Genomic DNA, 23,230 nt, shown 5'->3' with positions numbered 1-23,230 from the left:
TGGGAACAACGGTATTACCCAAATTCAAAAGGCTGCGGCGATCCCTGTGGGAGCGGGCGTGCCCGCGAACACGGGCGAAGCCCGTGCCATCCACCGCGGCGCCTGCTTCGCGGCGGTTCGACGCCTCGACACGCCCGCTCCCACAGGGGCCGCGTACAACAGTGGTGATCAAGCGTCGCCCAGGCCTACCTTGAGCAGCGCGCCGTCCTTGTCATCGGTCAGCACATACAGGTAACCATCCGGCCCCACCCGCACATCGCGGATACGCGACTTCAACTCACCCAGCAAACGCTCTTCATGCACCACCTTGTCGCCATCCAGCTGCAGGCGGATCAGCTCCTGGGTGGCCAGCGCGCCAATGAACAGGTTGTGGTCCCAGGCCTTGAACGTGGGGCTGTCGTAGAAGGCCATGCCGCTGATACCCGGCGACTTCTCCCACACATGGTGCGGGTCGACCATACCCTGCACATGCTTGCCCTTGGCCTCGGGGATCGGCAGAAGCGAGTAGTTGATGCCGTGGGTCGCAACCGGCCAGCCGTAGTTCTTCCCGGGCTCGGGAATGTTGATCTCGTCGCCACCGCGCGGGCCGTGTTCGTGGGTCCACAGCTTGCCGGTCCACGGGTTGAGTGCGGCGCCTTGCTGGTTGCGGTGGCCGAACGACCAGATCTCCGGCCGTACGTTGTCCTTGCCGACGAAGGGGTTGTCCCTGGGCACTTCGCCGTCCGGCAAAATACGCACGATCTTGCCTTGCAGCTTGTCCAGGTCCTGGGCAGTCGGGCGCTGGTTGTTCTCGCCGAGGGCGATGAACAGGTAACCGTCGCGGTCGAACACCAGGCGCGAGCCGAAGTGGTTGCCCTCCGACAGCTTGGGCTGCTGGCGGAAAATGACGTTGAAGTTTTCCAGCCGGGCGCGGTCCTGGGACAACTGGCCACGGCCGACCGCCGTGCCAGCCTTGCCGTCACTGCCCTCTTCGGCGTAGGACAGGTACACGGTACGGTCCTTGGCGAACTCCGGCGACAGCACCACATCCAGCAGGCCGCCCTGGCCCTCGGCCCAGACCTTGGGCACACCGCTGATCGGTGGGCCGACCTTGCCTTCGGCATTGACCACCCGCAAGTTGCCGGCGCGCTCGGTGACCAGCATGTCCTTGCCACCCGGCAGGAACGCCAAAGCCCAGGGGTTGCGCAGGCCGTCGGCCACTGTGCTGACGGTCAAGGTGCCTTCTTCACTGCGCAGCTGCTGTTCGGCCGCCGCCTGCGCCAGCAGGGGCAGGAGTGCGGCGGCGGTCAGGGTTACAAGCCAGGGTGCTCGAAGCATGCAGGATTCCTTTCGTAGGGCGCTCATGGCGCGCGCGGGTTGTCGCGAGGTGGTCGGGTGGGCTCCAGGCTCGGGGTTTGCTGCTGGCGGCGCAGGTTGTCGCCGTTGCCAATGCCGCGGTTGTCCAGGGTGGGCGTGCGCTGGTATGGGTCGGTGGATGGGCCGCGCACGGGAGGTGCGGCCGGCATGCTGCCCTGGCGGCTGTTGGGGTTGGCGCGCTGGATCGGGCTGTTATAGGGGTTGTTGTTGCCGGCGGCGAGTTGCACGGGCAGCTCCGGGGCTGCTTGCGCGGGCAACCACAGCACCAGGCCGAGGGCCAGGATGGGCAATGTCGGGGTCATGCTTCACCTCCTGTACGAGAATGCCGCGCCTGGTGGGTTTGATAGCCTAAGGCGCGAAGGGTTCGCGGCAAAAGTGTGAATGCGGGTGGAGATGATTCCTGATGTTTCAGTATGGGCCCTGGGGGCTGCTTTGCAGCCCATCGCGACACAAGGCCGCTCCTACAGGGGTATGCGATTACCTGTAGGAGCGGCCTTGTGTCGCGATGGGCTGCAAAGCGGCCCCAGGTTACTGGCCCTTGTCCACCTTGTGCCGCGCCGCATACAGGCACAGCATTTCCATCGCCAGGGTGGCCCCCGCCAGCGCGGTGATATCGGCATGGTCATAGGCTGGCGCCACCTCCACCAGGTCCATGCCCACCAGGTTGATGCCGCGCAGCCCGCCGAGGATCTCCAGCGCCTGCACCGTGCTCAGCCCGCCGCACACCGGTGTGCCGGTACCGGGCGCATAGGCCGGATCGAGGCAGTCGATATCGAAGGTCAGGTACACCGGCCGCTCGCCCACCCGCTGGCGAATCGCCGCGATCACCGCCTCGGTGCCCTGCCGATGCACCTGGCGGGCGTCGAGGATGGCAAAGCCCTGGCTGTCGTCATTGGTGGTGCGCAGGCCGATCTGCACCGAGCTGGCCGGGTCCACCAGGCCTTCGCGGGCCGCATGCCAGAACATGGTGCCGTGGTCGATGCGCTTGCCTTCCTCGTCCGGCCAGGTGTCGCTGTGCGCATCGAAGTGGATCAGCGCCAGCGGGCCATGGCGGCGGGCATGGGCCTTGAGCAGCGGGTAGCTGATGAAATGGTCGCCGCCCAGGGTGAGCATGGCGCAGCCTGCTTCCAGAATATGCGTGGCATGGGCCTCGATGCTGTCCGGTACCGACTGCGGGGTGCCGCTGTCGAAGGCGCAATCGCCATAGTCGATCACCGCCAGGTGGTCGAACGGGTCGAACGCCCACGGCCAGTGCCGGGCCCAGGCCTGCTGCACCGAGGCGGCGCGAATCGCCCGTGGGCCGAAGCGCGCACCGGGGCGGTTGCTGGTGGCAGTATCGAACGGCACACCGCTGACCACCACATCGACACCACGCAGGTCGCGGCTGTAACGGCGGCGGGAGAAACTGGTAATGCCTGCGTAGGTACTTTCCGCAGCGGTGCCATAAAGGCTGTCGCGGGTGATGGCCTGGTCGTTGTTTGCGGCTTGCTCCACGGTCGGGCTCCTTTGTCGTTATTGGTTACTGGCGGCTGCGGAACGCGGTCCACAGGCGGTTGCGCTGGCGCAGGTCGGCCAGGGCCATGCTGCGGTCGGCATACAGGCGCTGGCGTACTGCGGCCGACGGGTAGATGTCCGGGTCGTTGCGTACCGCTTCGTCCACCAACGGCGTGGCCGCCTGGTTGGCGTTGGCGAAGAACAGCGTGTTGGTCAGCGCGGCCACCGACTCGGGCTTGAGCATGAAGGCGATGAACGCCCGCGCGGCCTCGGGGTGCGGGGCGTCCTTGGGAATGACCAGGTTGTCCTGCCACACCAGCGTGCCTTCGCGGGGGATGCGGTAGATCAGCTCGAACGGTTTGCCGGCACGGCGCGCCTGGTCGGCGGCCATCGCCGCATCGCCGTTGTAGGTCAGCGCCAGGCACACGCTACCGTTTGCCAGGTCGCTGATCTGCCGGCCATTGGCGACGTAGCTGATCGACGGCTGCAGCTGGCTCAGCAGGTTCTGCGCGGCGGCCAGGTCGTCCTTGTCTTGGCTGTAAGGGTCCTTGCCCAGGTAGTTCAGGGCCACGCCGATCACCTCCTGGGGCGAGTCGGGCATGGCGATGCCGCAGTCCTTCAGCCGGCTGGCGTACTCAGGCTTGAACAGCAGGTCGAGGCTGTCCAGCGGCACATCCCCCAGGCGTTGGCGCACAGCCTCCACATTCACCCCCAGGCCCAAGGTGCCCCAGGTGTAGGGCACGGCATGGCGGTTGCCGGGGTCGGCCTCGGCGAGCTTGGCCAGCAGGTCCTTGTCGAGGTTGGCATAGCCGGGCATGGCCTGGGGGTCGAGCGGCTGCAGGGCGTTGGCCTTGAGCGCCCGGGCCAGCACCGCCGACGACGGCACCACCACGTCATAGCCGCTGCCACCGGTCAGCAGCTTGGTTTCCAGCACTTCGGTGGTATCGAAGGTGTCGTAGCGCACCTTGTAGCCGGTTTCCTGCTCGAAGCGCTGGAGAGTTTGCGGGGCGACATAGTCGGCCCAGCTGTAGAGGTTGACGACCTTTTCTTCGGCCTGCAGCGGCAAGGCCAGGACCAGGGACAGCAGGCACAACGATCGACGCATGGCGGACACCTCGGCAAATGGGTGGATGCCGCGAGCATGCCAGCCGGGTTACATTGCTGAAATGGCAAGTTTGCAAAGCTGACATTCATCAGGAGCAATGTAATGCTCGGACAAGTGCATGACCCCGACCTGCACCTGCTGCGGCTGTTCGTCACTGTAGTCGAGGCCGGTGGCTTCAGCGCCGCGCAAGGGGTGCTGGGCCTGAGCCAGCCCACCATCAGTCAGCGCATGGCGCAGCTGGAAGCGCGGCTGGGTTACCGCCTGTGCAGTCGCGGCAAGGGCGGTTTTCACCTGACGGAGAAAGGCACGTTGTTGCTGGACGCCGCCCGTGGCTTGTTGCTGAACATCGAACAGTTTCGCCAGCAGGCCAATGGCGTTGCCGGGCGGCTGCTGGGGACCGTGCGCCTAGGCATGGCGGAGAACCAGGACAAGGCGGTGAGCCTGAAGCTGGCGGCGGCCATTGCCGCGTTTCGCAGGCGCGAGGAGGCGGTGCAGCTGGAGCTGATCAGTGCGCCGCCGGCGGAGCTGGAGCGGTTGTTGCTGGAGCAGCGGTTGGATTACGCCATCAGCTACTTTTCCGGCAACCAGGCAGCCTTCGATTACCAGCCGCTGTTCGAGGAACGGCAACGGCTGTATTGCGGCAAGGGCCATGTGCTGTTCGGTGAGGCTGGCGTTGGGCGGGAGCGGTTGTCGGCGATGGACCAGGTGCGCCATCCGTACCGGTTTTTAAAGGGCGGCGAGCCGTTCCAGAGCCAGCGCAGCATGGCGGTGGCGGAGCAGATCGAGAGCGTGCTGACGTTCATTCTGTCGGGGCGGCATATTGGTTATCTGCCGTGCCACTGCGCGCAAGCGTGGGAGGCTGAGGGGCTGCTGTGGGCGCTGAACCCTGGGCTGGACTTCGTGGTGCCGTTTACCCTGGCCAGGCACCGGGCGCAGGTGGTTGGCGAGGCACAGCAGGCGTTTGCGCAGGATTTACTGGCGGCGTTTGCCTGACCGGGCCTCTTCGCGGGTAAACCCGCTCCCACAGGGACCGCGACTTCCTCAGGCATGTGCGGTCTCTGTAGGAGCGGCCTTGTGCCGCGAAAGGGCCGCAAAGCGGCCCCGGCAATATGTGCTGCAAAGCTGAAATCCTGGGGGCGCTTCGCACCCCTTTCGCGACACAAGGCCGCTCCCACAGAACCGCGCAGGCTCAGTAAGCCATGCTCCAGGTCAGGGTGTAGGTACGCCCGCGCCCCTGGTAGTCATACAGGTACGCCGGCCCGTAGGTCGGCGAGTAGAACAGCGTCGCACGCTGCCCCCAGACCGTGCTGTACTGCTTGTCCAGCAGGTTCTGGATGCCGGCGCTGAAAGTACCGAAGCCGGTGTCCTGGCTGCCCAGCAGGTCGAAGGTGGTGTAGCCGTCGATCTCGTGGTCGGCATCGTCCTTCAGGCTGAAGGCATGGTTGGCCTGCAGCCGTGCACTGCGGCCATCGCCCTTCCAGCCGACGAACGCGGTAGCCTTCGACAACGAGGCATAGCGGGCATCGCGCTTGATCCAGCCGCCATCAGCATCTTCTTCCTCGGAGCGGGTCAGGTGCAGGGTGCCACCAGCTTCCCAGCCGGTCTGGAAGTGCCGGGTCAGTGCGCCTTCGAAACCGAAGTCACGGCTCTTCTGATCTTCCACATTGATGGTCAGCGTCTGCGAGTCGACGTTGATGATCTTGTCCGACCAGATGTAGTACAGCGCCGCCTGGGCATCCCAGTCCAGGTCGGCATAGCGCCAGCCCAGTTCCACCTGGCGGCTCTTGATGCCGGCCAGCGGGTTGTCGGCCACGCTCAGCCCGGGCTTGCCGTAGTACTTGGCCGGATCGGGCAGGTCGAAGCCTTCGCCGTAGTTGGTCCATACCTGGTGGCCATTCTTGAAGTCGTAGATGGCACCGACGTTGAACAGGTTGACCTGGTAATCGTTGCTGCCGCCCGGCACACCCTTGAAGTCGCTGACGTCCACATCCATCTGCTGGCGCCTGGCGCCGCCGGACAGGGTCAGGTTATCGGTGGCATGCCAGTCCAGCTGGGCGTATACCGACACGCCATCGACCCGGTAGCTGGGGTAGCGTGCGGCCTTGCTGTCCTTTTCCAGCTCCAGGCCACCCGACTCGGACGAAGTCTGGGCGTTGAAGGTGGTCTGCTCGGCGTTGAAGCGCTCGCGGTCCAGGTCGACGCCGTAGGTCAGCTTCAGCGCGTCCCACTGCTTGGCGAACAGGCCCTTGAGGCTGGTGACTTCGAAGTTCTGCTGCGAGGCGGCAAAGTACACCCCGCGCGAACCGGTGGGCGTGGCGCGGTTGTAGTACGGGAACGGGTAGAAGTTGTCGTCTTCCTTGCGGTACGAGGCCTGCAGGTAGAAGTCCTGGCCCAGCACGTCGGTGTGGTGGTAGTTGGCGTTCAGCAGCAGGCGCCGGGTGCGTGGCTCCAGGTCCGACGAGTAGCCACTGCGCAGTTCGGCATCTTCCAGGTCGGATGGGGCGTTGTAGTTCAGGTTGGGGAAGTAGATGCCGGTACTGCCGTGGTTGCCCGAGTCATAGTACTGGGCCAACAGGTCCAGGCTCTGCTGGTCGTTCAGCTGCATCCCCAAGGTGCCGAGTACGTCGATGGTGCGGTTGTACTGCAGGTCGGTCTGGGTGTTGTCGATGAAGATCTGGTCGCCGGCGCCATCGTAGAAGGCTTCGTTCTGCTCGCCGGAAACCCCCAGCCGGGCGTTGAACCGCTCGTTGCCGCCACTGATCGACTGGGCGAAGCGGGTGGCCAGGTCGTCGCTGTTGTTGAAGCCGCTGCTGGCACCGAGCTGGGTCTCGAAGCGCGCCGGGCCGGGTTCGCCCTTCTTGGTCACGATGTTGATGATGCCGCCGGTGGCGCCGCCACCGTAGATGGCGCTGGCGCCAGACAGCACTTCGACGCGTTCGACGTTGAACGGCGAAATGCTGTCGAACTGGCGTGACAGGCCGCGCGAGCTGTTCTGGCTGACCCCGTCGATCATCACCAGCACGTTGCGCCCGCGCATGTTCTGGCCGTAGTTGGTACGCCCTTCCGGCGCCAGGTCGAGGCCTGGCACCAGCTTGCCGATGGCTTCCTTCAGGCTGACGCCGCTGTCGATCTGCTCGCGCAGCTGCTGCTGGTCGACCACCCACACGGTGCCGGGGATTTCGCTGATCGCGGTGCTGGTGCGCGAGGCCACGCTGACCTCGATCGGCTTGAGGTTGACCGCCTGCGGCGCGGGGTCGACCTTGCGCAGGGTTACCGTGCGGGCATCGCTGAATTGCCAGCTCATGCCGCTGCCGGCCAGCAACTGCTGCAGGGCCTGCTCGATGCTGTAGCTGCCTTGCAAGGCCGGGCTGGCCTGGCCGGCGACATCGCCGGTGGTGTACAGCAGGTGCAGGCCGGCCTGGTCGGCGAACGTGGTCAGGGCCTGATCCAGCGGCTGGGCCGGCAGGTCGAGCTGGACCTGGCGGGCCTGGGTCTGCGCCTGTTCGGTGGCGGGCGAGGCAAACGCCTGCAGCGGACCGACCAGCATGGCCAGGGCACTGCAGGACATCAGGGCATGGTGAAACGGACCGCGGCGGCGGTGCAAAGGCTTGAGCATCAGAGGCACGAATGAGCTTCCTGACAAGTCGTAAATGAGAATTGGTTGCTGATCAGTCCCACTACGACGATCTGGCTGGCAGGAACTTGCAGTGCAAGATAAAAAATTTTTCCCGTGCCGGCCTTTTCGCGGCTGAAGCCGCTCCCACAGGAATCTCCACAGACTTCCAGACCTGTGCAGTATCTGTGGGAGCGGCTTCAGCCGCGAAGAGGCCGGCACAGGCGAATCAATGAACCACGGCCAACCACGGCAGGTAGGTGACCTTCAGCCCATAGCGCTGCTCGAGGGTGCGCAACAGGGCCTCAGGTTCATCGAGGTCGAATACCCCGCTCACCTCCATCGCCGCCAGCTTGCCATCCGACAGCACGATCCGCCCATGCCGATAACGCTCCAGCTCCGCCAGCACCTGCCCCAGCGGCTTGCCGTTGAAGATCAGCTTGCCGCGCTGCCAGGCCAACTGCGTGCCGGCATCGGCCGTTATTGCCAGTTCATGCGCGCCAACCTTGGCTTCGCCACGAGCCAATACCACGCTGCCATCGCGACGCACGCTGAAGATGGCCGCGCTCCCCTGCACCCGCTCACCAGCCGTATCGACCACAAAGGGCCGTGAATCATCGGTGGTCTCGAACAAGGCCTCACCAGCCTCCAGCACCACCCGCCGCTCATCGTCGCTGAACACCACGCTCAGGGCACTGGCACTGTTCAGCGTCACCCGGGTGCCATCGGCCAGGGTGATCACCTGTCGCTCGCCGACCCCGGTGTGGTAATCCGCCAGCAGCACCGGCGCCTGCTGCCAACCCGCCACAGCAACGGCCAACACCAGTGCAGCCGCCACCCCAGCCTGTTTCAGCCAGTTACGGCAATGGCGCAAGGCCTGGCCGATGTATTTTGCCACCATGCTCTCGGAAACCCCCAGGCGCTGCGCGATTTGCGCCTGGGTCAGGCCGTCGACGCGGTTGAGCAACAGCGCCTGGCGGGCATTGTCGGACAGCTGCAGCAGCGCCTGGTCGAGGATCTGCAGGCGCTCCCGGGCCAGCAAGGCCGCCTCGGGGGCCGGTGCCGGGCAGGCGACCTCACCTGCCCGCTCGCTGTCGTCGTGGCTGGCGGCAATGCGCTGCTCGCGGCGCAAGGCATCGATCGCCAGGTTGCCGGCGACGCGGAAGATGAAACTGCGCGCGTGTAACACCGGCACCGCCTGCTGGTCGATGCTCACCAGCCTGAGGTAGGTTTCCTGCGCGACGTCGGCAGCGCGCTGGCGGTCGCTCATGCGCCGGGTCAGGAACTGCAGCAGGTCGTCGTAGTGCTCCTGGAAACTTGCCAGCAAGCCCGGCGCGGGAGAGGTCAGCATGGGTTTGGGAACGGCCAGTAGGAGAAGTTATCGGGCGTTAATGAGAAACAGTATCTTTCATCTGGAAGGAGACTTTCAACGCCGACGCGTATTTGCCACACTGCCCATTCGCCCAACCTTGCAAGGTCGCTCCCCATGGCTGCCCGTCTGCACCGCTACGCCTGCCTGTTTCTGGTCCTGCTGCTGGCCTTCGGCCTGGGAGGCTGTGCGCTGTTCCAGGCACGCGACCCGGTCAATATCAGCGTGATCGGTATCGAGCCGCTGCCCGGGCAGGAGCTGGAACTGCGCATGGCGGTGAAGATGCGGGTACAAAACCCCAACGAGGCGCCGATCGACTACAACGGCATCGCCCTGAACCTGGAAGTGAACGGCCAGCCGCTGGCTGCAGGGGTCAGCGACCAGCAGGGGCACATCGGCCGTTATGGCGAAGCAGTGGTCGTGGTGCCGGTGAGCATCACGGCGTTTTCCTTCCTGCGCCAGGCCTATGGGCTGGGCCAGGCGGGCTCGTTGCAGGGCCTGCCCTATGTGCTGCGCGGCAAGCTGGCCGGCGGGCTGCTGGGGACCGTGCGTTTTACCGACGAGGGCAAGCTGGACCTGCCCAAGGGCACTTACTGGTAAGCGCCTGGCAGAGTGAGATCAGCGGCTGGCGCTGGCTGCGGCCATCAGCTTGTTGACTTCGCTGCGCACCATGTTGGCGTATTCGGGCGGCGACATGCCATCCAGCTCGGCACGCACCCACTCGGCCCATTTGCCTTTGCGCCGTGGTTTTTCGGCGATCAGCCGCGCCGCTTCGCCCTTGGCCTTGCCCAGGTTGTTCTGCCACAGTTCGAACAGCCGGGCCTTCTCTGCCTCGATCTGCGCCCGTTCCTCGAAGCTCATGTTGGCCAGATTGAAACTCATGAAGGTACCTGCAAGTTTGAAAATGGCCGCTATCTTACACCCAGGTATTGCAACAGCCCAAAGCCGCCGCAACTTTCCCGACGCGCCGGCATCCATTGTTCAAGCCACACCATCGACGAGGACGAGTTCATGGCCCGGAAAAAAGCCGCGCTGGCCGACAGCGATCAGATCAAGGACCAGGTATTCAGCGAACTGCAGGCGCTGATCGAAGAATCGGAAAGGCTGCTGAACGACAGCGCCGCCCTGGTGGGTGACGAGGCGGAAACCCTGCGCGCGCAGGTAAGCCTGAAGCTACGCCAGGCGCGCCATGCCGCCGACAAGGTGCGCAGCAAGGCGCAACCGGTGATGGACGCTACCCAGGACTACATCGGTGGCCACCCGTGGCAGACCGTGGCCATTTCCGCAGGCCTCGGGCTGGTGGTCGGCCTGCTGCTGGGCCGCCGCCACTGACACCTGGGCCGCCTGGCGCGAGTCAGGCGGCCTGCGCCATCGGGATACCGCTGTGGAAGCGCAGCTCCTGGTCCGGTGACTGAATCAGTTCCACCTCTGCTGCGCGCACCAGTTCCACCCGGCGGGCGATATCTGCCTCTTCACCGTAGTTGTGCGCCAGTTTCAGGTAACCCTGGTAGTGGCGCGCTTCGCTCTTCAGCAGGCCGTGGTAGAAGCGGCCCAGCTCCTCGTCCAGGTGCGGTACCAGCGCGGCAAAGCGCTCGCAGCTGCGCGCCTCGATGAACGCCCCCACCACCAGCGTATCCACCAGCTTGACCGGCTCGTGGGCGCGCACCAGCCGCCGCAGCCCCGACGCATAACGCCCCGCCGACACCGGGCGCAGCGGCACGCCACGACGCTTCATCAGGCGCAGCACCTGCTCGTGGTGCACCAGCTCCTCGCGGGCAAGGCGCGACATCATGTTGATCAGGTCGAGGTGGGTGTTGTACTTGGCGATCAGGCTCAGGGCGGTGCTGGCAGCCTTGAATTCGCAGTTCTTGTGGTCGATCAGCAGGGTTTCCTGGTCGGCGAGCGCCGCTTCGATCCAGGCGTCTGGTGTCGGGCAACCAAGAAAGGCGTCGATTTCGGGGATCAGGGACATGACGTGCAACCACACAGGACAGGCAGGGCCGGCGATTATACCGGCGGCGGCGGGCGGCGCCAGTGACTATGCTTGATGTACATCAAGCGCCAGCGGGGGAAGCGCCGACTATAGTCAGGCATTGGTCGCCACCTTTGAAGGGAGCTAACGCCCATGCAAGCCGTCCGCAGCATCCTCGTCGTCCTGGACCCAGAGCACGCCCACAGCCGGGCGCTGACCCGGGCCAAGCTGATCGCCGGCCTCACCGGCGCCCGCCTGCACCTGCTGATGTGCGACAAAAGGCACGACCACAGCGCGCTGCTGAGCCTGCTGAGCAGCCAACTGCATGATGATGGCTATGACAACGTTACCCATGAACAGGCCTGGCATGACACCTTGCATGAATCCATCATCGCTGTGCAGCAGGCCGAGGGCTGCGAGTTGGTGATCAAGGAACACCGCCCGGACAACCCGCTGAAAAAGGCCCTGCTCACCCCCAGCGACTGGAAGCTGCTGCGCCAGTGCCCGTGTGCCGTGCTGATGGTCAAGAGCGAGCGGCCGTGGACCGGCGGCAAGATCCTGGCCGCGGTGGACGTAGGTAACCAGGACGAGGACCACCGCCGCCTGCATGCCAGCATCATCGACCATGGTTTCGAGATTGCCGAACTGGCCAAGGGTGAGTTGCACGTCATCAGCGCCCATCCGTCGCCGATGCTGTCGGCATCGGACCCGGTGTACCAGCTGAGCGAGACCATCGAAAAGCGCTACCGCGAGGCTTGCAAGGCGTTCCAGGCAGAGTACGACATCAGCGAAGACCGCCTGCATGTGGCCGAAGGGCCTGCAGATGTGCTGATTCCGCATACCGAGAAGAAGCTGGACGCGGTGGTGACGGTGATCGGCACGGTGTGCCGCACGGGGATTTCCGGGGCGTTGATTGGTAATACCTCGGAGGTGGTGCTGGATGCGCTGGAGGGGGATGTGCTGGTGCTCAAGAGCGAGGAGGCAATTGCCCACCTGGCGGAATTGGCCCGCGGTTGAGTTTGCCTTCCTCAGGAGGACACATGATTCCTTGAAATTGCAGGGCCCCTGTGGGAGCGGGTTTACCCGCGAAAGCGGCGGTGAGTCCAACGACGCATTCGCGGGTAAACCCGCTCCCACAGGAGATTTCTTACAAAAAATCTCTAGGCCAACGCCTCTTGGACCTTCGGGTCCAGCCCTTCTCCTGCATTGGCCTCGATCCATTGCGCCAGCTGCCGACGCATCGCCGGCGTCCAGAAGCTCTGCAGATGCTGGCGTACCCCTTGCACCGCCAGCGCCCGGTCTGGCTCGCTGTCGAAGTAATGGGCAATCTGGTTGGCCATCTTGACCAGGCTCTCACTGCTCATCGGCGCACCTCGGCTTTTTCCGCAATACGGCGCTCCTTCAGCAAGCGCTGCTGCTCGTCACTGAAGTCCTGATAGCGCTTCTGCCACTGCGAAGGCTGGAACACTTTCACCACCTCCACCGCCGTCACCTTGTACTCCGGGCAGTTGGTGGCCCAGTCGGAGTTGTCGGTGGTAATCACGTTGGCCCCCGACTCGGGGAAGTGGAACGTGGTGTACACCACGCCCGGCGCTACCCGTGCACTGACCTTGGCGCGCAGCACCGTCTGCCCGGCGCGGCTGCCGATACCGACCCAGTCACCGTCCTGGATGCCACGGCTCTCGGCATCGGTCGGGTGAATTTCCAGGCGGTCGGCGTCATGCCAGGCAACGTTGCCGGTACGCCGGGTCTGGGCGCCGACGTTGTACTGGCTGAGGATGCGGCCGGTGGTCAGCAGCAGCGGGTAGCGGTTGTTGACCTTCTCTTCGGTGGGCACGTAGCCGGTGAGCATGAAGCGCCCCTTGCCACGTACGAACTGGTCGATGTGCATGGTCGGCGTGCCATCCGGCGCTGCGTCGTTACACGGCCACTGCAGGCTGCCGTGGCGGTCGATCTCGGCGTAGCTGACGCGGTGGAAGGTAGGCGTCAGGCGGGCGATCTCGTCCATGATCTCGGACGGGTGGCGGTAGTTCATCGGGTACCCCAGGGCATTGGCCAGGGCCACGGTCGCCTCCCAGTCAGCCTTGCCAGCCAGCGGCTCCATCACCTTGCGCACCCGCGAAATGCGCCGCTCGGCGTTGGTGAAGGTGCCGTCTTTTTCGAGGAACGAGCTGCCCGGCAGGAACACATGGGCGAACTTGGCTGTTTCGTTGAGGAAGATGTCCTGCACCACCACGCACTCCATGGCCAGCAGGGCTGCGGTGACGTGCTGGGTGTTGGGGTCGCTCTGGGCAATGTCCTCGCCCTGGCAGTACAAGGCCTTGAAGCTGCCATCCAGCGCCGCCTCGAACATGTTGGGGATGCGCAGGCCCGGGTCGGGCTGCAGGGTCACGCCCCAGGCACGCTCGAACTCGGCGCGCACGCCTTCGTTGGAAATGTGCCGGTAGCCAGGCAGTTCGTGAGGGAACGAGCCCATGTCGCACGAGCCCTGCACGTTGTTCTGCCCGCGCAGCGGGTTCACCCCTACCCCTTCACGGCCGATGTTGCCGGTGGCCATGGCCAGGTTGGCGATACCCATCACCGCGGTGCTGCCCTGGCTGTGCTCGGTCACGCCCAGGCCGTAGTAGATCGCCGCGTTGCCGCCGGTGGCGTACAGCCGGGCGGCGGCGCGGATCTGCTCGGCAGGCACGCCGCAGACCGGGCCAAGCACTTCGGGGGCGTTTTCCGCCAGGCTGACGAAGTCGCGCCAGCGGGCAAAATCCTCGGTTTCGCAGCGGGCATCGATGAAGCGCTGGGCCAGCAGGCCTTCGGTGACGATCACGTGGGCCAGGGCATTGAGCATGGCCACGTTGGTGCCGGGGCGCAGTTGCAGGTGCAGCTCGGCGCGGGCGTGCGGCGAATCGACCAGGTCGATGCGCCGCGGGTCGATCACGATCAGCCGCGCACCCTGACGCAGGCGGCGCTTGAGCTGCGAGCCGAATACCGGGTGGGCGTCGGTGGGGTTGGCGCCGATCACCAGCACCACGTCGGCCTGCATCACCGAGTCGAAGCTCTGCGTACCAGCCGATTCACCCAGGGTCTGCTTCAGGCCATAGCCGGTGGGCGAATGGCATACCCGTGCGCAGGTGTCGACGTTGTTGTTGCCGAACGCCGTGCGCACCAGTTTCTGCACCAGGTAGGCTTCTTCGTTGGTGCAGCGGCTGGAGGTGATGCCGCCGATGGAATCGCGACCGTACTTCAGCTGGATGCGGCGGAACTCGCTGGCGGCGTAGGTTACCGCCTCGTCCCAGCTGACTTCCTGCCACGGGTCTTCCAGGCGCTTGCGGATCATCGGCTTGGTGATGCGGTCCGGGTGGGTGGCGTAGCCCCAGGCGAAGCGGCCCTTGACGCAGGCGTGGCCGTGGTTGGCGCCGCCGTTCTTGTCGGGGACCATGCGCACCAACTGGTCGCCCTTCATTTCGGCACGGAACGAGCAGCCGACGCCGCAGTAGGCGCAGGTGGTGATGACCGCACGCTCGGGCTGGCCCAGCTGCACCAGGCTCTTTTCCGTCAGGGTCGCGGTCGGGCAAGCCTGTACGCAGGCGCCGCACGACACGCATTCCGAGGCAAGGAAGTTTTCCCCACCCGCCGCCGCTACGCGCGATTCGAAGCCGCGCCCGGTGATAGTCAGGGCGAAGGTGCCCTGGATGTCCTCGCAGGCGCGCACGCAGCGGCTGCAGACGATGCACTTGCTTGGCTCGTAGTCGAAATACGGGTTGGATACGTCCTTCTTCTCGGCCAGGTGGTTGGCACCGTCATAGCCGTAGCGAACCTCGCGCAGGCCCACCTGGCCGGCCACGGTCTGCAGCTCGCAGTTGCCGTTGGCCGAACAGGTCAGGCAGTCCAGCGGGTGGTCGGAGATATACAGCTCCATCACGTTGCGGCGCAAACCGGCCAGGCGCGGGGTTTCGGTGTGCACCACCATGCCTTCGCTGACCGGGGTGGTGCAGGAGGCCGGGTAACCGCGCATGCCTTCGATTTCCACCATGCACATGCGGCAAGAGCCGAAGGCTTCGAGGCTGTCGGTGGCGCACAGTTTGGGGATGCTGGTACCGAGCATGGCTGCAGCGCGCATCACCGATGTGCCGGCGGGCACAGTGACGGCACGGCCATCGATGCTCAGGCTGACCTGTACCTCGCTGTCACGGGCCGGGGTGCCGAGGTCGCTGCTTTTATCAGAAGCGGGGTCGAAGAAATTGATCACTGCGCGGCCTCCGTGTGGGTCAGCCCGAAATCGGCGGGGAAGTACTTCAACGCGCTGGCCACCGGATAGGCAGTCATGCCGCCCATGGCGCACAGCGAGCCGTACTGCATGGTGTCGCACAGGTCACGCAGCAACAGCGCGTGGTCGTGGCGTTCGGTCATGTCGCTGGTGGCGATCAACCGGTCGACCACTTCCATGCCTCGGGTCGAGCCGATGCGGCACGGGGTGCACTTGCCACAGGACTCCTCGGCACAGAACTGCAGGGCGAAGCGCGCCATGCTGGCCATGTTCAGGGTGTCATCGGCCACTACCACACCACCATGGCCGAGCATCGCGCCCATGGCGGCGAAGGCTTCATAGTCCAGCGGCGTGTCGAAGTGGCTTGGCGGTACCCAGGCACCGAGTGGGCCACCAACCTGCGCGGCCTTCAGCGGCCGGCCGCTGGCCGTGCCGCCGCCATAGCCTTCCACCAGCTCGCGCAGGGTCAGGCCGAAGGCGCGCTCCACCAGGCCGCCCTGACGGATGTTGCCGGCCAGCTGGAACGGCATGGTGCCCAGCGAGCGGCCCATGCCGAAGTCGCGATAAAACGCCGCGCCCTTGGCCATGATGATGGGTACCGAGGCCAGGGTGAGTACGTTGTGCACCAGCGTCGGCAGGCCAAACAGGCCCTGCAGCGCAGGCAGCGGAGGCTTGGCGCGGACGATGCCGCGCTTGCCTTCGATGGATTCGAGCAGCGCGGTTTCTTCGCCGCAGATATAGGCGCCGGCGCCGACCCGCACTTCCAGGTCGAAGGCCTGGCCGCTGCCGGCCACGTCGCTGCCGAGGTAGCCGGCGTCACGGGCAATGGCGAAGGCCTGGTCGAGCACGCGGATGGCGTCTGGGTATTCCGAACGCACATAGATGTAGCCCTTGTCGGCACCCACGGCGAGGCCGGCAATGATCATGCCTTCGATCAGCAGGAACGGGTCGCCTTCCATCAGCATGCGGTCGGCAAAGGTACCGGAGTCACCCTCGTCGGCGTTGCACACCACGTACTTCTGCCCGGCTCCGGCGTCACGCACGGTGCGCCACTTGATGCCAGCCGGGAACGCCGCACCACCGCGGCCGCGCAAGCCGGAATCGAGCACGGCGGCGACCACCTCGGCGCCGTCCATGGCCACGGCCGCTTCAAGGCCGGCGAAACCGCCATGGGCGCGGTAGTCGTCCAGCGACAATGGGCGGGTGATACCGGCGCGGGCGAACAGCAGGCGCTGCTGGGTCTTGAGGTAAGGGAGGTCCTCGACCGGCCCCAGCGCCAGCGAGTGGCCATCGGCTTCACTGGCGAGGGCGTCGAGCAAGGACGGCACATCTTCCGGGGTGACCGGGCCGAAACCCAGGCGCCCTTGCGCGCTGTCGCACTCCAGCAGCGGCTCCAGCCAGTACAGCCCGCGGGAACTGGTGCGCTGGATGTCCAGCGGCAGCTGACGGCGCTCGGCCTCCTGCTGCAAGGCATCAGCGACCTGGTCGGCGCCGACGGCGCGGGCTACAGAATCGCAGGGGATATACAGCTTCAGCATGCTGCGTCCTCCTGGCAGGCGTTGACCAGCGCGCGCAGGCGCTCAGGGGTAAGGCGCGCATGCACCTGGCCGTCCAGTTCCAGCGCTGGCGAGCAGGCACAGGCACCCAGGCAGTACACCGGGCGCAGGCTGATGGAGCCGTCGGCGCTGGTGCCGTGGTCGTCCAGCGCCAGCTGTTCGCGCAGTTGCGCGGCCAGCGCCTCGGCGCCCCGGCTCTGGCACGACTCGGCGCGGCACAGGCGCAGGGTGTGGCGCGCCGGTGGCGTGGTGCGGAAATCGTGGTAGAAGCTGATCACCCCACGCACCTCGGCCAGGCTGAGGTTCAGGGCATGGGCAATTTCGGCGACAGCGGCATCGGGGATGTAGCCGATGTCGTGCTGGATGGCATGCAGGATCGGCAACAGCGCGCCGGGGGTATCCTTGTCACGGGCCAGAATGCGGTGGATCACAGGCAGGTGGAGCAATTCATCAGGCATACAGCGGACCTCGGCATCACGGACCCTGCCTGAATTGTTGTGAGGGCAGGTATCCGGCGTGTTCTGCTGCGGCGCGCCGGCCACGTCACGGTTGCGTGGTGCCAGCGGCCTCCTTGCCTGCGGCCGCACGTCTGCGCGCACTGGTCCGAGGCATCCTGCAAGCATGGCACTTGTGGCGCCCGGGGATTGCGTGCGAACGACCAGGCGCATCCTGAAACCGACGCGGGTTGTTTCTGGCCTTATGCAGTCTGCCGCGCTGTGGCTTAGAGAACTGAATGCGCAAGCGGTCCGCGTACCCTGTGGGAGCGGGCGCGCCCGCGAAGAATCCAACGCTGTGCATGGCACCGGCTACGCCGGTGTTCGCGGGCATGCCCGCTCCCACGGGGTGCTCCGGCAGCCCAAGGCAAGGTGCCGAGCCCGCCCTGCGCCCGGCTTCAGGCCACAGCCTTGTCCACGCTGCGCCCGGCCTCCAGTTCACGCACCAGCGGCAGCACATGTTCGCCGAAGTACGCTACCTCCTCCTGGAAGTGCAGGAACCCGGACAAGATCAGATCCACACCCACTGCCTTCAGCGCAACGATGCGCTCGGCAATCTGCCGCGGTGTGCCGATCAGGTTGGTCTTGAAGCCATCGTTGTACTGCACCAGGTCTTCGAAGCTGGACCTGGCCCAGTTGCCCTCACCCTCCGGGCTGGCAGAACCGGCATGCTTCACTTCCTGGCCAAACGCCCGCACCGCCTCGGGGTTGGCCTTGTCGATGATTTCCTGCAGCACCGCGCGCGCCTGCTCTTCGGTGTCGCGGGCGATGATGAAGGCGTTGACTCCGATCTTCACCGAATGGCCGTTGGCCGCCGCCTTGGCGCGGATATCGTCGACCTGCGCCTTGATCCCTTCCACGCTGTTGCCGTTGGTGAAGTACCAGTCCGACACGCGCGCCGCCATGTCCCTTGCGGCGCGCGAGCTGCCGCCCTGGAAAATCTCCGGGTGCGGCTGCTGCAGCGGCTTGGGTTTGAGGTTGTAGTTACGAAAGCGATAGAAGTCGCCGTTGAAGGTGAAGTTGTCCTGGGTCCAGATGCCCTTCAGCGCACGGATGAATTCCTCGGAACGGCGATAGCGTTCGTCGTGGTCCAGCCAGGGTTCGCCGATGGCGTGGAACTCGCCCTTGAACCAGCCCGAGACCACGTTGATGGCGATGCGGCCGTTGGTGAACTGGTCGATGCTCGCCAGCTGCTTGGCCGCCAGCGCCGGGTTCCACGGGCCCGGCAGGATGGCAGCGATGACCTTGAGCTTTTCCGTGGCAGCGAGCAGCGCGTGGCTGATGGTGACCGACTCGTGCTGGTTGTCGGCGCCGTAGCCGGCGGTGAACCGGATTTGCGACAGGGCGTAGTCGAAACCGGCCTGTTCGGCGATTTGCGCGAGCTTGCGGTTGTAGTCGATGTCCCAACTGGTGCGCTGTTCGATGGTGCTGACCACCAGGCCACCACTGACGTTGGGGACCCAGTAGGCGAACTTGATTGGGGCTTGGCTCATGGTAAGGCTCCTTGGTGACCCTTGGGTTCAAGGAGACAGGAGCAGCAAACATGCCAGGCTTTAAAGTGCCCTTATTTCAATCGGTTAGTTCAATTTGTCGGCGATGCTGGCTGCATGCGGTCAAACAAGCTGCTGGAACGCTGTTGCCTGCACAACATCGCCGCCCCGGGGGCAGGTCAGCGGTTCTTGCGCATGCCCATATGCGCGTCATCCATCAGCGCCTTGGCCATGTCGCACAGAAAGTGCGAAGCCCAGACCAGCACCGGTTCGTTGTCCATCACCCCGATAAACGATGCTCGCCGTGAGCAATCCATCAATACCGACGCTTGTTCGATGGCATGGTCACAGCAGTTTCCCGCCTCTACGCGGAACAGTTTCTTGCCGTCCAGCACACCGTCCAGGAAGGTGGCCGCGCCTACGGTCAGGCCCAGCGTGCCAGTGTCGTCATCCAATTCCTTGTCCATCTGAAACCCTCTTTTGAATCTGCCGGCCAGTGCGATTTCCCGGTTGCAGTCCCTGGTAGGAAAACCGCACCGCCAGGCTGGCAAAATTTGAAAGTCAGCCCATCAATGCAATGTATGCATCGGCTGCCCGTCTCGAAGCTGCACCTGCGCAATCGCCGACTCCAGCAGCATGCGCACAGCCTCCATTTCATGCATGACCGCCAGGGTCATGATCGTGGCGGGAGATCTGGGCAGCGAGGCTACGGCGTGATGACCTACGGACAAGGCGCAGAGCACGTATTCCGTGGCCTGGGTCAGGGTGTCTTCCAGGTGATGAGATGGGTCGTTTGAGAAAGGTGGATCGGGAACGAGTTTAAGCATGACAGCCTCCAGACAATAACAAGTCGGACCGTCGCCAGATCACTTGCAGATGATAGGGTGGCGGCTACATGCGGGCCTGCAAGACCGGGCTTGGAGGTCGGTTCCCGGCTGGCCCGAAGACCACCCGCACGCAGCCACCATTGAACGAAGCCAACAGCAAACTGAGACCAAACCAAGCAACGGGCTTGCAGACCCGGTCGTTGAATTTGCAACGACAAGGCGAGACTAGGGGGCTCAGGTTTCCATCGCAATGGTGAAACGGCTTGAAAAGGATGATTCAGAAATGGACTACGAGGAAGGGGAAAAATCTGATTAGTTCTTGTAGGAACAACCATTCTCACGGCACAGCAGCAACACGGCGGCGTGGGCTCTCATGGAGCAGCACTAACTCATTGCATTAGCAGGGCCCCTGTGGGAGCGGCTTTAGCCGCGAACACCGGCGCAGCCGGTGCCATGCACCGAGTTGGATTCTTCGCGGCTAAAGCCGCTCCCACATTATCAGCACCGACTTCCAGACATGCACAGGATCAGTAGGAGCAGCCTTGTGCTGCGAAGAGGCCGGTAGGGCAAAAAATCCTCTTTGCCGGTAGCGGCCTCTTCGCAGCACAAGGCTGCTCCTACAGGCAATGAGGCAACCTGATGGGGCAAGACAGTTGCTCCCACAAGTACAGCCCGGCAGCAAACCACCGGGCCGCAAGCCATCAACGTTGCGAATCGAGCACTTCGTGCTCCGTCACGACCTGCTGGGCCTTGGCGTAGCTTTCGATCAGCAGGCGGTAGTGCGGGAAGATCAGGCTGTAGGCCTCGGCCCACTGCGCGGCGTCGGGGCGGTTCCAGGTGCGCTGGATTTCCGAGGCGACTGCGGCGGTGTCCATAGGCACCACGCCGGCCTGGACGACGCGGGCCAGGGTGATTTCCTGGGCGGCCTTGGAATAGGTACCGGAGGCATCGATCACCGCGAACACACGGTAGCCGGCGTTGACTGCGGCGATCGCCGGGAAGGCCATGCACACGCTGGTAATGGTGCCGGCGATGACCAGGGTCTTCTTGCCGGTGGCCTGCACAGCGGCGACAAATTCGGGGTTGTCCCAGGCGTTGATCTCACCCTTGCGCGCCACGTACTGCGCATGGGGCGCAGCCTCGTGTATCTCTGGGATCAGCGGGCCGTTGGGGCCCTGCGGCACCGAGGCGGTAGTGATCACCGGGATCTTCGCCAGGGTGGCGATCCTGGCCAGGGTGATGGCGTTGTTGCGCAGTTCGGTCATGGGCATGTCCTTGACCGTCTGGAACAGGCCGCTCTGGTGGTCGATGAGCAGCATGGCAGTGTCGTCGGGGTCGATCACCGGGCGCTGGCCGTTGAAGTTGGCAATCTGCGAGAAGTTGGTCATGTCGGTTCTCCTGACAGGGCATCCGGGCCGGGAAACCCGCGCCTCCTGCGCGGGCGTTCATCCGGACCAGGCGTCGCCTAAGTCCGGGGGTGTGACATGGCGGGCCATCTGCCCGAAATGTCCGCTCTGCTATGGAGTCACGATACGGATGGAACAATTGCTTCGGTAGTTGGCAAAAACTACTATCAGTGTTCTGCCAGAGGAACACTGAAATGCAAGACCTCAACGACCTCTACTATTTCGCCCAGGTGGTGGAGCACGGCGGTTTCAACCCGGCCGGCCGCGCACTGGGCGAACCCAAGTCGAAGCTCAGCCGGCGCATTGCCGGGCTGGAGGAGCGCCTGGGCGTGAGGCTGATCCAGCGTTCGACGCGACACTTCTCGGTGACCGAGATCGGCCAGGTGTTCTACCGGCACTGTGTGGCGATGCTGGTGGAAGCGGCGGCGGCCACCGAGGCCGTCGAGCAGCACCGCGCCGAGCCGCGCGGAGTGGTGAACCTGAGCTGTCCCACGGCGCTGCTGAACTTCTGGGTCGGCCCGATGCTGGCGCGATTCATGGTGCGGTACCCGCTGGTGGAGTTGCATGTGCAGAGCACCAACCGCCAGGTGGACCTGATCCCGGAAGGCATCGACATCGCTTTGCGGGTGCGCTTTCCCCCACTGGAGAGCAGTGACCTGGTGATGAAGGTGCTGGGCGAAAGCCGGCAGCATGTGGTGGGCGCCCCGGCATTGCGCGAGCACCTTCCGGCAAGGCCGACCCCTACCGATATTGCTGCCCTGCCGACACTGCACTGGGGCGTTGTACAACGCGAATACTACTGGCAGCTGGATGGCCCCGAGGATGCCAGCGCGCAAGTGCGCTATCAGCCGCGAATGGTCACCGACGACCTTGTCGCCCTGCGCCAGGCCGCGCTTGCGGGAGCCGGTGCGGTGCACATGCCCGCCGTGGTGGTGCGTGAAGACCTGAATGACGGCAAGCTTGTGAACCTGCTGCCAGACTGGGCGCCCCGCACGGGAGTTGTCCATGCCGTCTATGCGTCCCGTCGTGGTCTGCTTCCATCGGTGCGGGCGCTACTGGACTTTCTCGGCGACGAATTTGCCAACAGCGGGATCAGCTAACGGCCTGCCCTGCCGGATGCGCCCAGCACAGCCTTGCGCTGGCGTTTCACCAGGACCTTGCGGCCTGTTTCGACAAATGGCGTGATGACCAGGCTATAGACCGTCAGGTAACGCTGGTGGTCTTGCTCGCCGGTGCCGAAGCGGATGCTTTCAGGCGTCGATGTGGTGACATAGAGCGTGCCGAACATCCAGTCCCAGAGGGACAGGTTGGTGCCGAAGTTGCGGTTGAAATGGCGTGGGGCGTCACTGTGATGGATCTGGTGCTGGGCCGGGCTGTTCAACACATGCTCCAGCTGCGGGCCGAACGACAGCCAGACATGGCTATGCCGCAGGTTGGCCGCCAGGCTGTTGAAGATGAACACCAGGTAGGTCACGCCGAACAGGGTATAGCGGCTGACTTCACCGCCGCACAGGTACCAGAAGCACCCGGCGTAGAGGCCGATGCAAATGCCGGTGCTCAGTTTCTCGACGATCTTTTCCACAAAATGTACCCGGCTCGCCGTCGCCGGCACCAGCACGGGTGCCGAATGATGGACCTTGTGAAAGGCCCAGAGCCAACGGGAGTGGAAGGCCCGGTGCGCCCAGTAATGAATGAAGTCCTTGAGCAGGAACACGCCCAACCCGTAAAGCAGGGACAGGGCGAGGTTCTCGCCCACGCGCGGGCGTGCGCCCCAGAGGTTGCTGAAAAAGGCCAGGTAATCGCCGGAGCGCAGGATGTACGGATCGACCAGCTGGACGACAGGCAGCACCAGCGCAACCTTGAGGATTGCCCGCACGAAGTAGTAGCGGTAATCCAGCAGCGCAGAGGGATGAAGATGTACACGGGCGCCGCCGATGAATTGCCAGAACGAATGGGCGCTGCTCAGGCCGCGCCGCTTCCTGACGCGGAACAGGCCATAGGCTGCACCGTAGGATATGCAAAGGAACAAGGCCCCGAAACGGCCGTTCATATTGAAAATGCCGAGCAACTGGTCGGTAACAGGCGTGATTACCCACTCGGTCAGGTGCTGATAGACAAGCGACAGCGCATCCACGAATCGTCAGCCTCGGCAAAAGGGACGCAATTGTAAATCAGATTTATTTACTCCAGTGGTTTTATGCATGGCCTGGTGCTGCAAGCAACGGGCAGTGGCTTGCACCCGCCCGCAAAAACGCAAGACACGGATTGACAACAGCAGGAGGAAAGA

22 protein-coding genes are annotated in these 23,230 nt (G+C 64.5%); 5 read left to right on the top strand and 17 right to left on the bottom strand.

Annotated features, from left to right (window positions below):
* Window positions 1–168: 168 nt before the first annotated feature.
* The 4 genes from RIN61_RS20385 to RIN61_RS20370 form a co-directional block, all read right to left on the bottom strand.
* The gene (locus RIN61_RS20385) at window positions 169–1,317 is read right to left on the bottom strand and encodes a PQQ-dependent sugar dehydrogenase (protein WP_112253291.1); all 1,149 of its coding nucleotides are present in this window, start codon (window positions 1,315–1,317) and stop codon (window positions 169–171) included.
* A 23-nt stretch (window positions 1,318–1,340) separates the two neighbouring features.
* Window positions 1,341–1,658, bottom strand: coding sequence for a hypothetical protein (locus tag RIN61_RS20380; RefSeq protein ID WP_207878168.1), 318 nt, complete (start codon window positions 1,656–1,658; stop codon window positions 1,341–1,343).
* Window positions 1,659–1,884: 226 nt separating this feature from the next.
* The gene (gene speB / locus RIN61_RS20375) at window positions 1,885–2,850 is read right to left on the bottom strand and encodes an agmatinase (protein ID WP_112253293.1); all 966 of its coding nucleotides are present in this window, start codon (window positions 2,848–2,850) and stop codon (window positions 1,885–1,887) included.
* A gap of 25 nt (window positions 2,851–2,875) precedes the next feature.
* A complete protein-coding gene (locus tag RIN61_RS20370) occupies window positions 2,876–3,955 on the bottom strand; it encodes an extracellular solute-binding protein (protein WP_112253294.1) in 1,080 nt (359 codons plus the stop codon).
* Between the two features lie 102 nt (window positions 3,956–4,057).
* Between RIN61_RS20370 and RIN61_RS20365 the strand changes: the two genes are divergently transcribed.
* Window positions 4,058–4,948: a LysR family transcriptional regulator gene (locus tag RIN61_RS20365; RefSeq protein WP_112253295.1), complete on the top strand. Its 891-nt coding sequence runs from the start codon at window positions 4,058–4,060 to the stop codon at window positions 4,946–4,948.
* A gap of 196 nt (window positions 4,949–5,144) precedes the next feature.
* Here the strand turns inward: RIN61_RS20365 and RIN61_RS20360 are convergent, their stop codons facing one another.
* A complete protein-coding gene (locus RIN61_RS20360; RefSeq protein WP_313857654.1) occupies window positions 5,145–7,571 on the bottom strand; it encodes a TonB-dependent receptor in 2,427 nt (808 codons plus the stop codon).
* Window positions 7,572–7,797: 226 nt separating this feature from the next.
* A complete protein-coding gene (locus RIN61_RS20355) occupies window positions 7,798–8,919 on the bottom strand; it encodes a sigma-70 family RNA polymerase sigma factor (protein ID WP_313853712.1) in 1,122 nt (373 codons plus the stop codon).
* Between the two features lie 135 nt (window positions 8,920–9,054).
* Between RIN61_RS20355 and RIN61_RS20350 the strand changes: the two genes are divergently transcribed.
* On the top strand, window positions 9,055–9,537 hold the full coding sequence (locus RIN61_RS20350) for an LEA/WHy family protein (protein ID WP_313853710.1): 483 nt from the start codon (window positions 9,055–9,057) through the stop codon (window positions 9,535–9,537).
* Between the two features lie 18 nt (window positions 9,538–9,555).
* Here RIN61_RS20350 and RIN61_RS20345 read toward each other — a convergent pair whose 3' ends face one another.
* Window positions 9,556–9,819 carry a hypothetical protein gene (locus RIN61_RS20345; RefSeq protein ID WP_003256287.1) on the bottom strand — a complete coding sequence of 88 codons (264 nt, stop codon included), beginning with the start codon at window positions 9,817–9,819 and terminating at the stop codon, window positions 9,556–9,558.
* A 129-nt stretch (window positions 9,820–9,948) separates the two neighbouring features.
* Here RIN61_RS20345 and RIN61_RS20340 point away from each other — a divergent pair, with 129 nt between their 5' ends.
* The gene (locus RIN61_RS20340) at window positions 9,949–10,269 is read left to right on the top strand and encodes an ElaB/YgaM/YqjD family protein (RefSeq protein WP_112253299.1); all 321 of its coding nucleotides are present in this window, start codon (window positions 9,949–9,951) and stop codon (window positions 10,267–10,269) included.
* Between the two features lie 22 nt (window positions 10,270–10,291).
* On the opposite strand, the gene miaE is transcribed toward RIN61_RS20340, so the two are convergent.
* Window positions 10,292–10,909, bottom strand: a complete 618-nt coding sequence (miaE, locus tag RIN61_RS20335) for a MiaE family protein (RefSeq protein WP_015269630.1) — start codon at window positions 10,907–10,909, stop codon at window positions 10,292–10,294.
* Window positions 10,910–11,062: 153 nt separating this feature from the next.
* Between miaE and RIN61_RS20330 the strand changes: the two genes are divergently transcribed.
* Window positions 11,063–11,926, top strand: coding sequence for a universal stress protein (locus RIN61_RS20330; RefSeq protein ID WP_215521164.1), 864 nt, complete (start codon window positions 11,063–11,065; stop codon window positions 11,924–11,926).
* Window positions 11,927–12,069: 143 nt separating this feature from the next.
* Here RIN61_RS20330 and RIN61_RS20325 read toward each other — a convergent pair whose 3' ends face one another.
* From RIN61_RS20325 to RIN61_RS20290, 8 genes are all read right to left on the bottom strand, one after another.
* Window positions 12,070–12,273: a formate dehydrogenase subunit delta gene (locus tag RIN61_RS20325; RefSeq protein WP_112253301.1), complete on the bottom strand. Its 204-nt coding sequence runs from the start codon at window positions 12,271–12,273 to the stop codon at window positions 12,070–12,072.
* Complete coding sequence (gene fdhF / locus RIN61_RS20320; RefSeq protein WP_112253302.1) at window positions 12,270–15,152, bottom strand: formate dehydrogenase subunit alpha; 2,883 nt, start codon at window positions 15,150–15,152, stop codon at window positions 12,270–12,272. The genes RIN61_RS20325 and fdhF overlap by 4 nt, the downstream gene beginning before the upstream one ends.
* Entirely contained in the window at window positions 15,149–16,708 is a 1,560-nt protein-coding gene (locus RIN61_RS20315) for a formate dehydrogenase beta subunit (protein ID WP_313853702.1), read from the bottom strand. Before RIN61_RS20315 ends, fdhF begins: the two co-directional genes overlap by 4 nt.
* Entirely contained in the window at window positions 16,702–17,184 is a 483-nt protein-coding gene (locus RIN61_RS20310; protein ID WP_112253308.1) for a formate dehydrogenase subunit gamma, read from the bottom strand. Before RIN61_RS20310 ends, RIN61_RS20315 begins: the two co-directional genes overlap by 7 nt.
* Before the next feature lie 434 nt (window positions 17,185–17,618).
* Complete coding sequence (gene sfnG / locus RIN61_RS20305) at window positions 17,619–18,713, bottom strand: dimethylsulfone monooxygenase SfnG (protein ID WP_313853700.1); 1,095 nt, start codon at window positions 18,711–18,713, stop codon at window positions 17,619–17,621.
* A 176-nt stretch (window positions 18,714–18,889) separates the two neighbouring features.
* The gene (locus RIN61_RS20300; protein ID WP_039614149.1) at window positions 18,890–19,177 is read right to left on the bottom strand and encodes a DUF3077 domain-containing protein; all 288 of its coding nucleotides are present in this window, start codon (window positions 19,175–19,177) and stop codon (window positions 18,890–18,892) included.
* A 102-nt stretch (window positions 19,178–19,279) separates the two neighbouring features.
* The gene (locus RIN61_RS20295) at window positions 19,280–19,537 is read right to left on the bottom strand and encodes a hypothetical protein (RefSeq protein ID WP_112253305.1); all 258 of its coding nucleotides are present in this window, start codon (window positions 19,535–19,537) and stop codon (window positions 19,280–19,282) included.
* A 701-nt stretch (window positions 19,538–20,238) separates the two neighbouring features.
* Window positions 20,239–20,925, bottom strand: a complete 687-nt coding sequence (locus RIN61_RS20290; protein WP_112253306.1) for a hydrolase — start codon at window positions 20,923–20,925, stop codon at window positions 20,239–20,241.
* 212 nt (window positions 20,926–21,137) lie between these two features.
* Between RIN61_RS20290 and RIN61_RS20285 the strand changes: the two genes are divergently transcribed.
* Window positions 21,138–22,043 carry a LysR family transcriptional regulator gene (locus tag RIN61_RS20285; RefSeq protein WP_313853696.1) on the top strand — a complete coding sequence of 302 codons (906 nt, stop codon included), beginning with the start codon at window positions 21,138–21,140 and terminating at the stop codon, window positions 22,041–22,043.
* Here RIN61_RS20285 and RIN61_RS20280 read toward each other — a convergent pair.
* A complete protein-coding gene (locus tag RIN61_RS20280; RefSeq protein WP_313853694.1) occupies window positions 22,040–23,077 on the bottom strand; it encodes a sterol desaturase family protein in 1,038 nt (345 codons plus the stop codon). The genes RIN61_RS20285 and RIN61_RS20280 overlap by 4 nt on opposite strands.
* Between the last annotated feature and the right edge of the window lie 153 nt (window positions 23,078–23,230).

The sequence above is a fragment of the Pseudomonas inefficax genome (assembly GCF_032164165.1).
Taxonomy (GTDB): domain Bacteria; phylum Pseudomonadota; class Gammaproteobacteria; order Pseudomonadales; family Pseudomonadaceae; genus Aquipseudomonas; species Aquipseudomonas inefficax.
The sequence above is the reverse complement of the archived record's forward strand: the minus strand, read 5'-3'. Positions and strand labels throughout refer to the sequence as shown.

Excerpts from the sequence above, each read along its gene's own strand:
- RIN61_RS20385 (WP_112253291.1), bottom strand. The coding sequence starts at position 1,317 with ATGCTTCGAGCACCCTGGCTTGTAACCCTGACCGCCGCCGCACTCCTG.
- RIN61_RS20380 (WP_207878168.1), bottom strand. The coding sequence starts at position 1,658 with ATGACCCCGACATTGCCCATCCTGGCCCTCGGCCTGGTGCTGTGGTTG.
- RIN61_RS20370 (WP_112253294.1), bottom strand. The coding sequence starts at position 3,955 with ATGCGTCGATCGTTGTGCCTGCTGTCCCTGGTCCTGGCCTTGCCGCTG.
- RIN61_RS20365 (WP_112253295.1), top strand. The coding sequence starts at position 4,058 with ATGCTCGGACAAGTGCATGACCCCGACCTGCACCTGCTGCGGCTGTTC.
- RIN61_RS20360 (WP_313857654.1), bottom strand. The coding sequence starts at position 7,571 with ATGCTCAAGCCTTTGCACCGCCGCCGCGGTCCGTTTCACCATGCCCTG.
- RIN61_RS20355 (WP_313853712.1), bottom strand. The coding sequence starts at position 8,919 with ATGCTGACCTCTCCCGCGCCGGGCTTGCTGGCAAGTTTCCAGGAGCAC.
- RIN61_RS20350 (WP_313853710.1), top strand. The coding sequence starts at position 9,055 with ATGGCTGCCCGTCTGCACCGCTACGCCTGCCTGTTTCTGGTCCTGCTG.
- RIN61_RS20345 (WP_003256287.1), bottom strand. The coding sequence starts at position 9,819 with ATGAGTTTCAATCTGGCCAACATGAGCTTCGAGGAACGGGCGCAGATC.
- RIN61_RS20340 (WP_112253299.1), top strand. The coding sequence starts at position 9,949 with ATGGCCCGGAAAAAAGCCGCGCTGGCCGACAGCGATCAGATCAAGGAC.
- miaE (WP_015269630.1), bottom strand. The coding sequence starts at position 10,909 with ATGTCCCTGATCCCCGAAATCGACGCCTTTCTTGGTTGCCCGACACCA.
- RIN61_RS20330 (WP_215521164.1), top strand. The coding sequence starts at position 11,063 with ATGCAAGCCGTCCGCAGCATCCTCGTCGTCCTGGACCCAGAGCACGCC.
- RIN61_RS20325 (WP_112253301.1), bottom strand. The coding sequence starts at position 12,273 with ATGAGCAGTGAGAGCCTGGTCAAGATGGCCAACCAGATTGCCCATTAC.
- RIN61_RS20315 (WP_313853702.1), bottom strand. The coding sequence starts at position 16,708 with ATGCTGAAGCTGTATATCCCCTGCGATTCTGTAGCCCGCGCCGTCGGC.
- RIN61_RS20310 (WP_112253308.1), bottom strand. The coding sequence starts at position 17,184 with ATGCCTGATGAATTGCTCCACCTGCCTGTGATCCACCGCATTCTGGCC.
- sfnG (WP_313853700.1), bottom strand. The coding sequence starts at position 18,713 with ATGAGCCAAGCCCCAATCAAGTTCGCCTACTGGGTCCCCAACGTCAGT.
- RIN61_RS20300 (WP_039614149.1), bottom strand. The coding sequence starts at position 19,177 with ATGGACAAGGAATTGGATGACGACACTGGCACGCTGGGCCTGACCGTA.
- RIN61_RS20295 (WP_112253305.1), bottom strand. The coding sequence starts at position 19,537 with ATGCTTAAACTCGTTCCCGATCCACCTTTCTCAAACGACCCATCTCAT.
- RIN61_RS20290 (WP_112253306.1), bottom strand. The coding sequence starts at position 20,925 with ATGACCAACTTCTCGCAGATTGCCAACTTCAACGGCCAGCGCCCGGTG.
- RIN61_RS20285 (WP_313853696.1), top strand. The coding sequence starts at position 21,138 with ATGCAAGACCTCAACGACCTCTACTATTTCGCCCAGGTGGTGGAGCAC.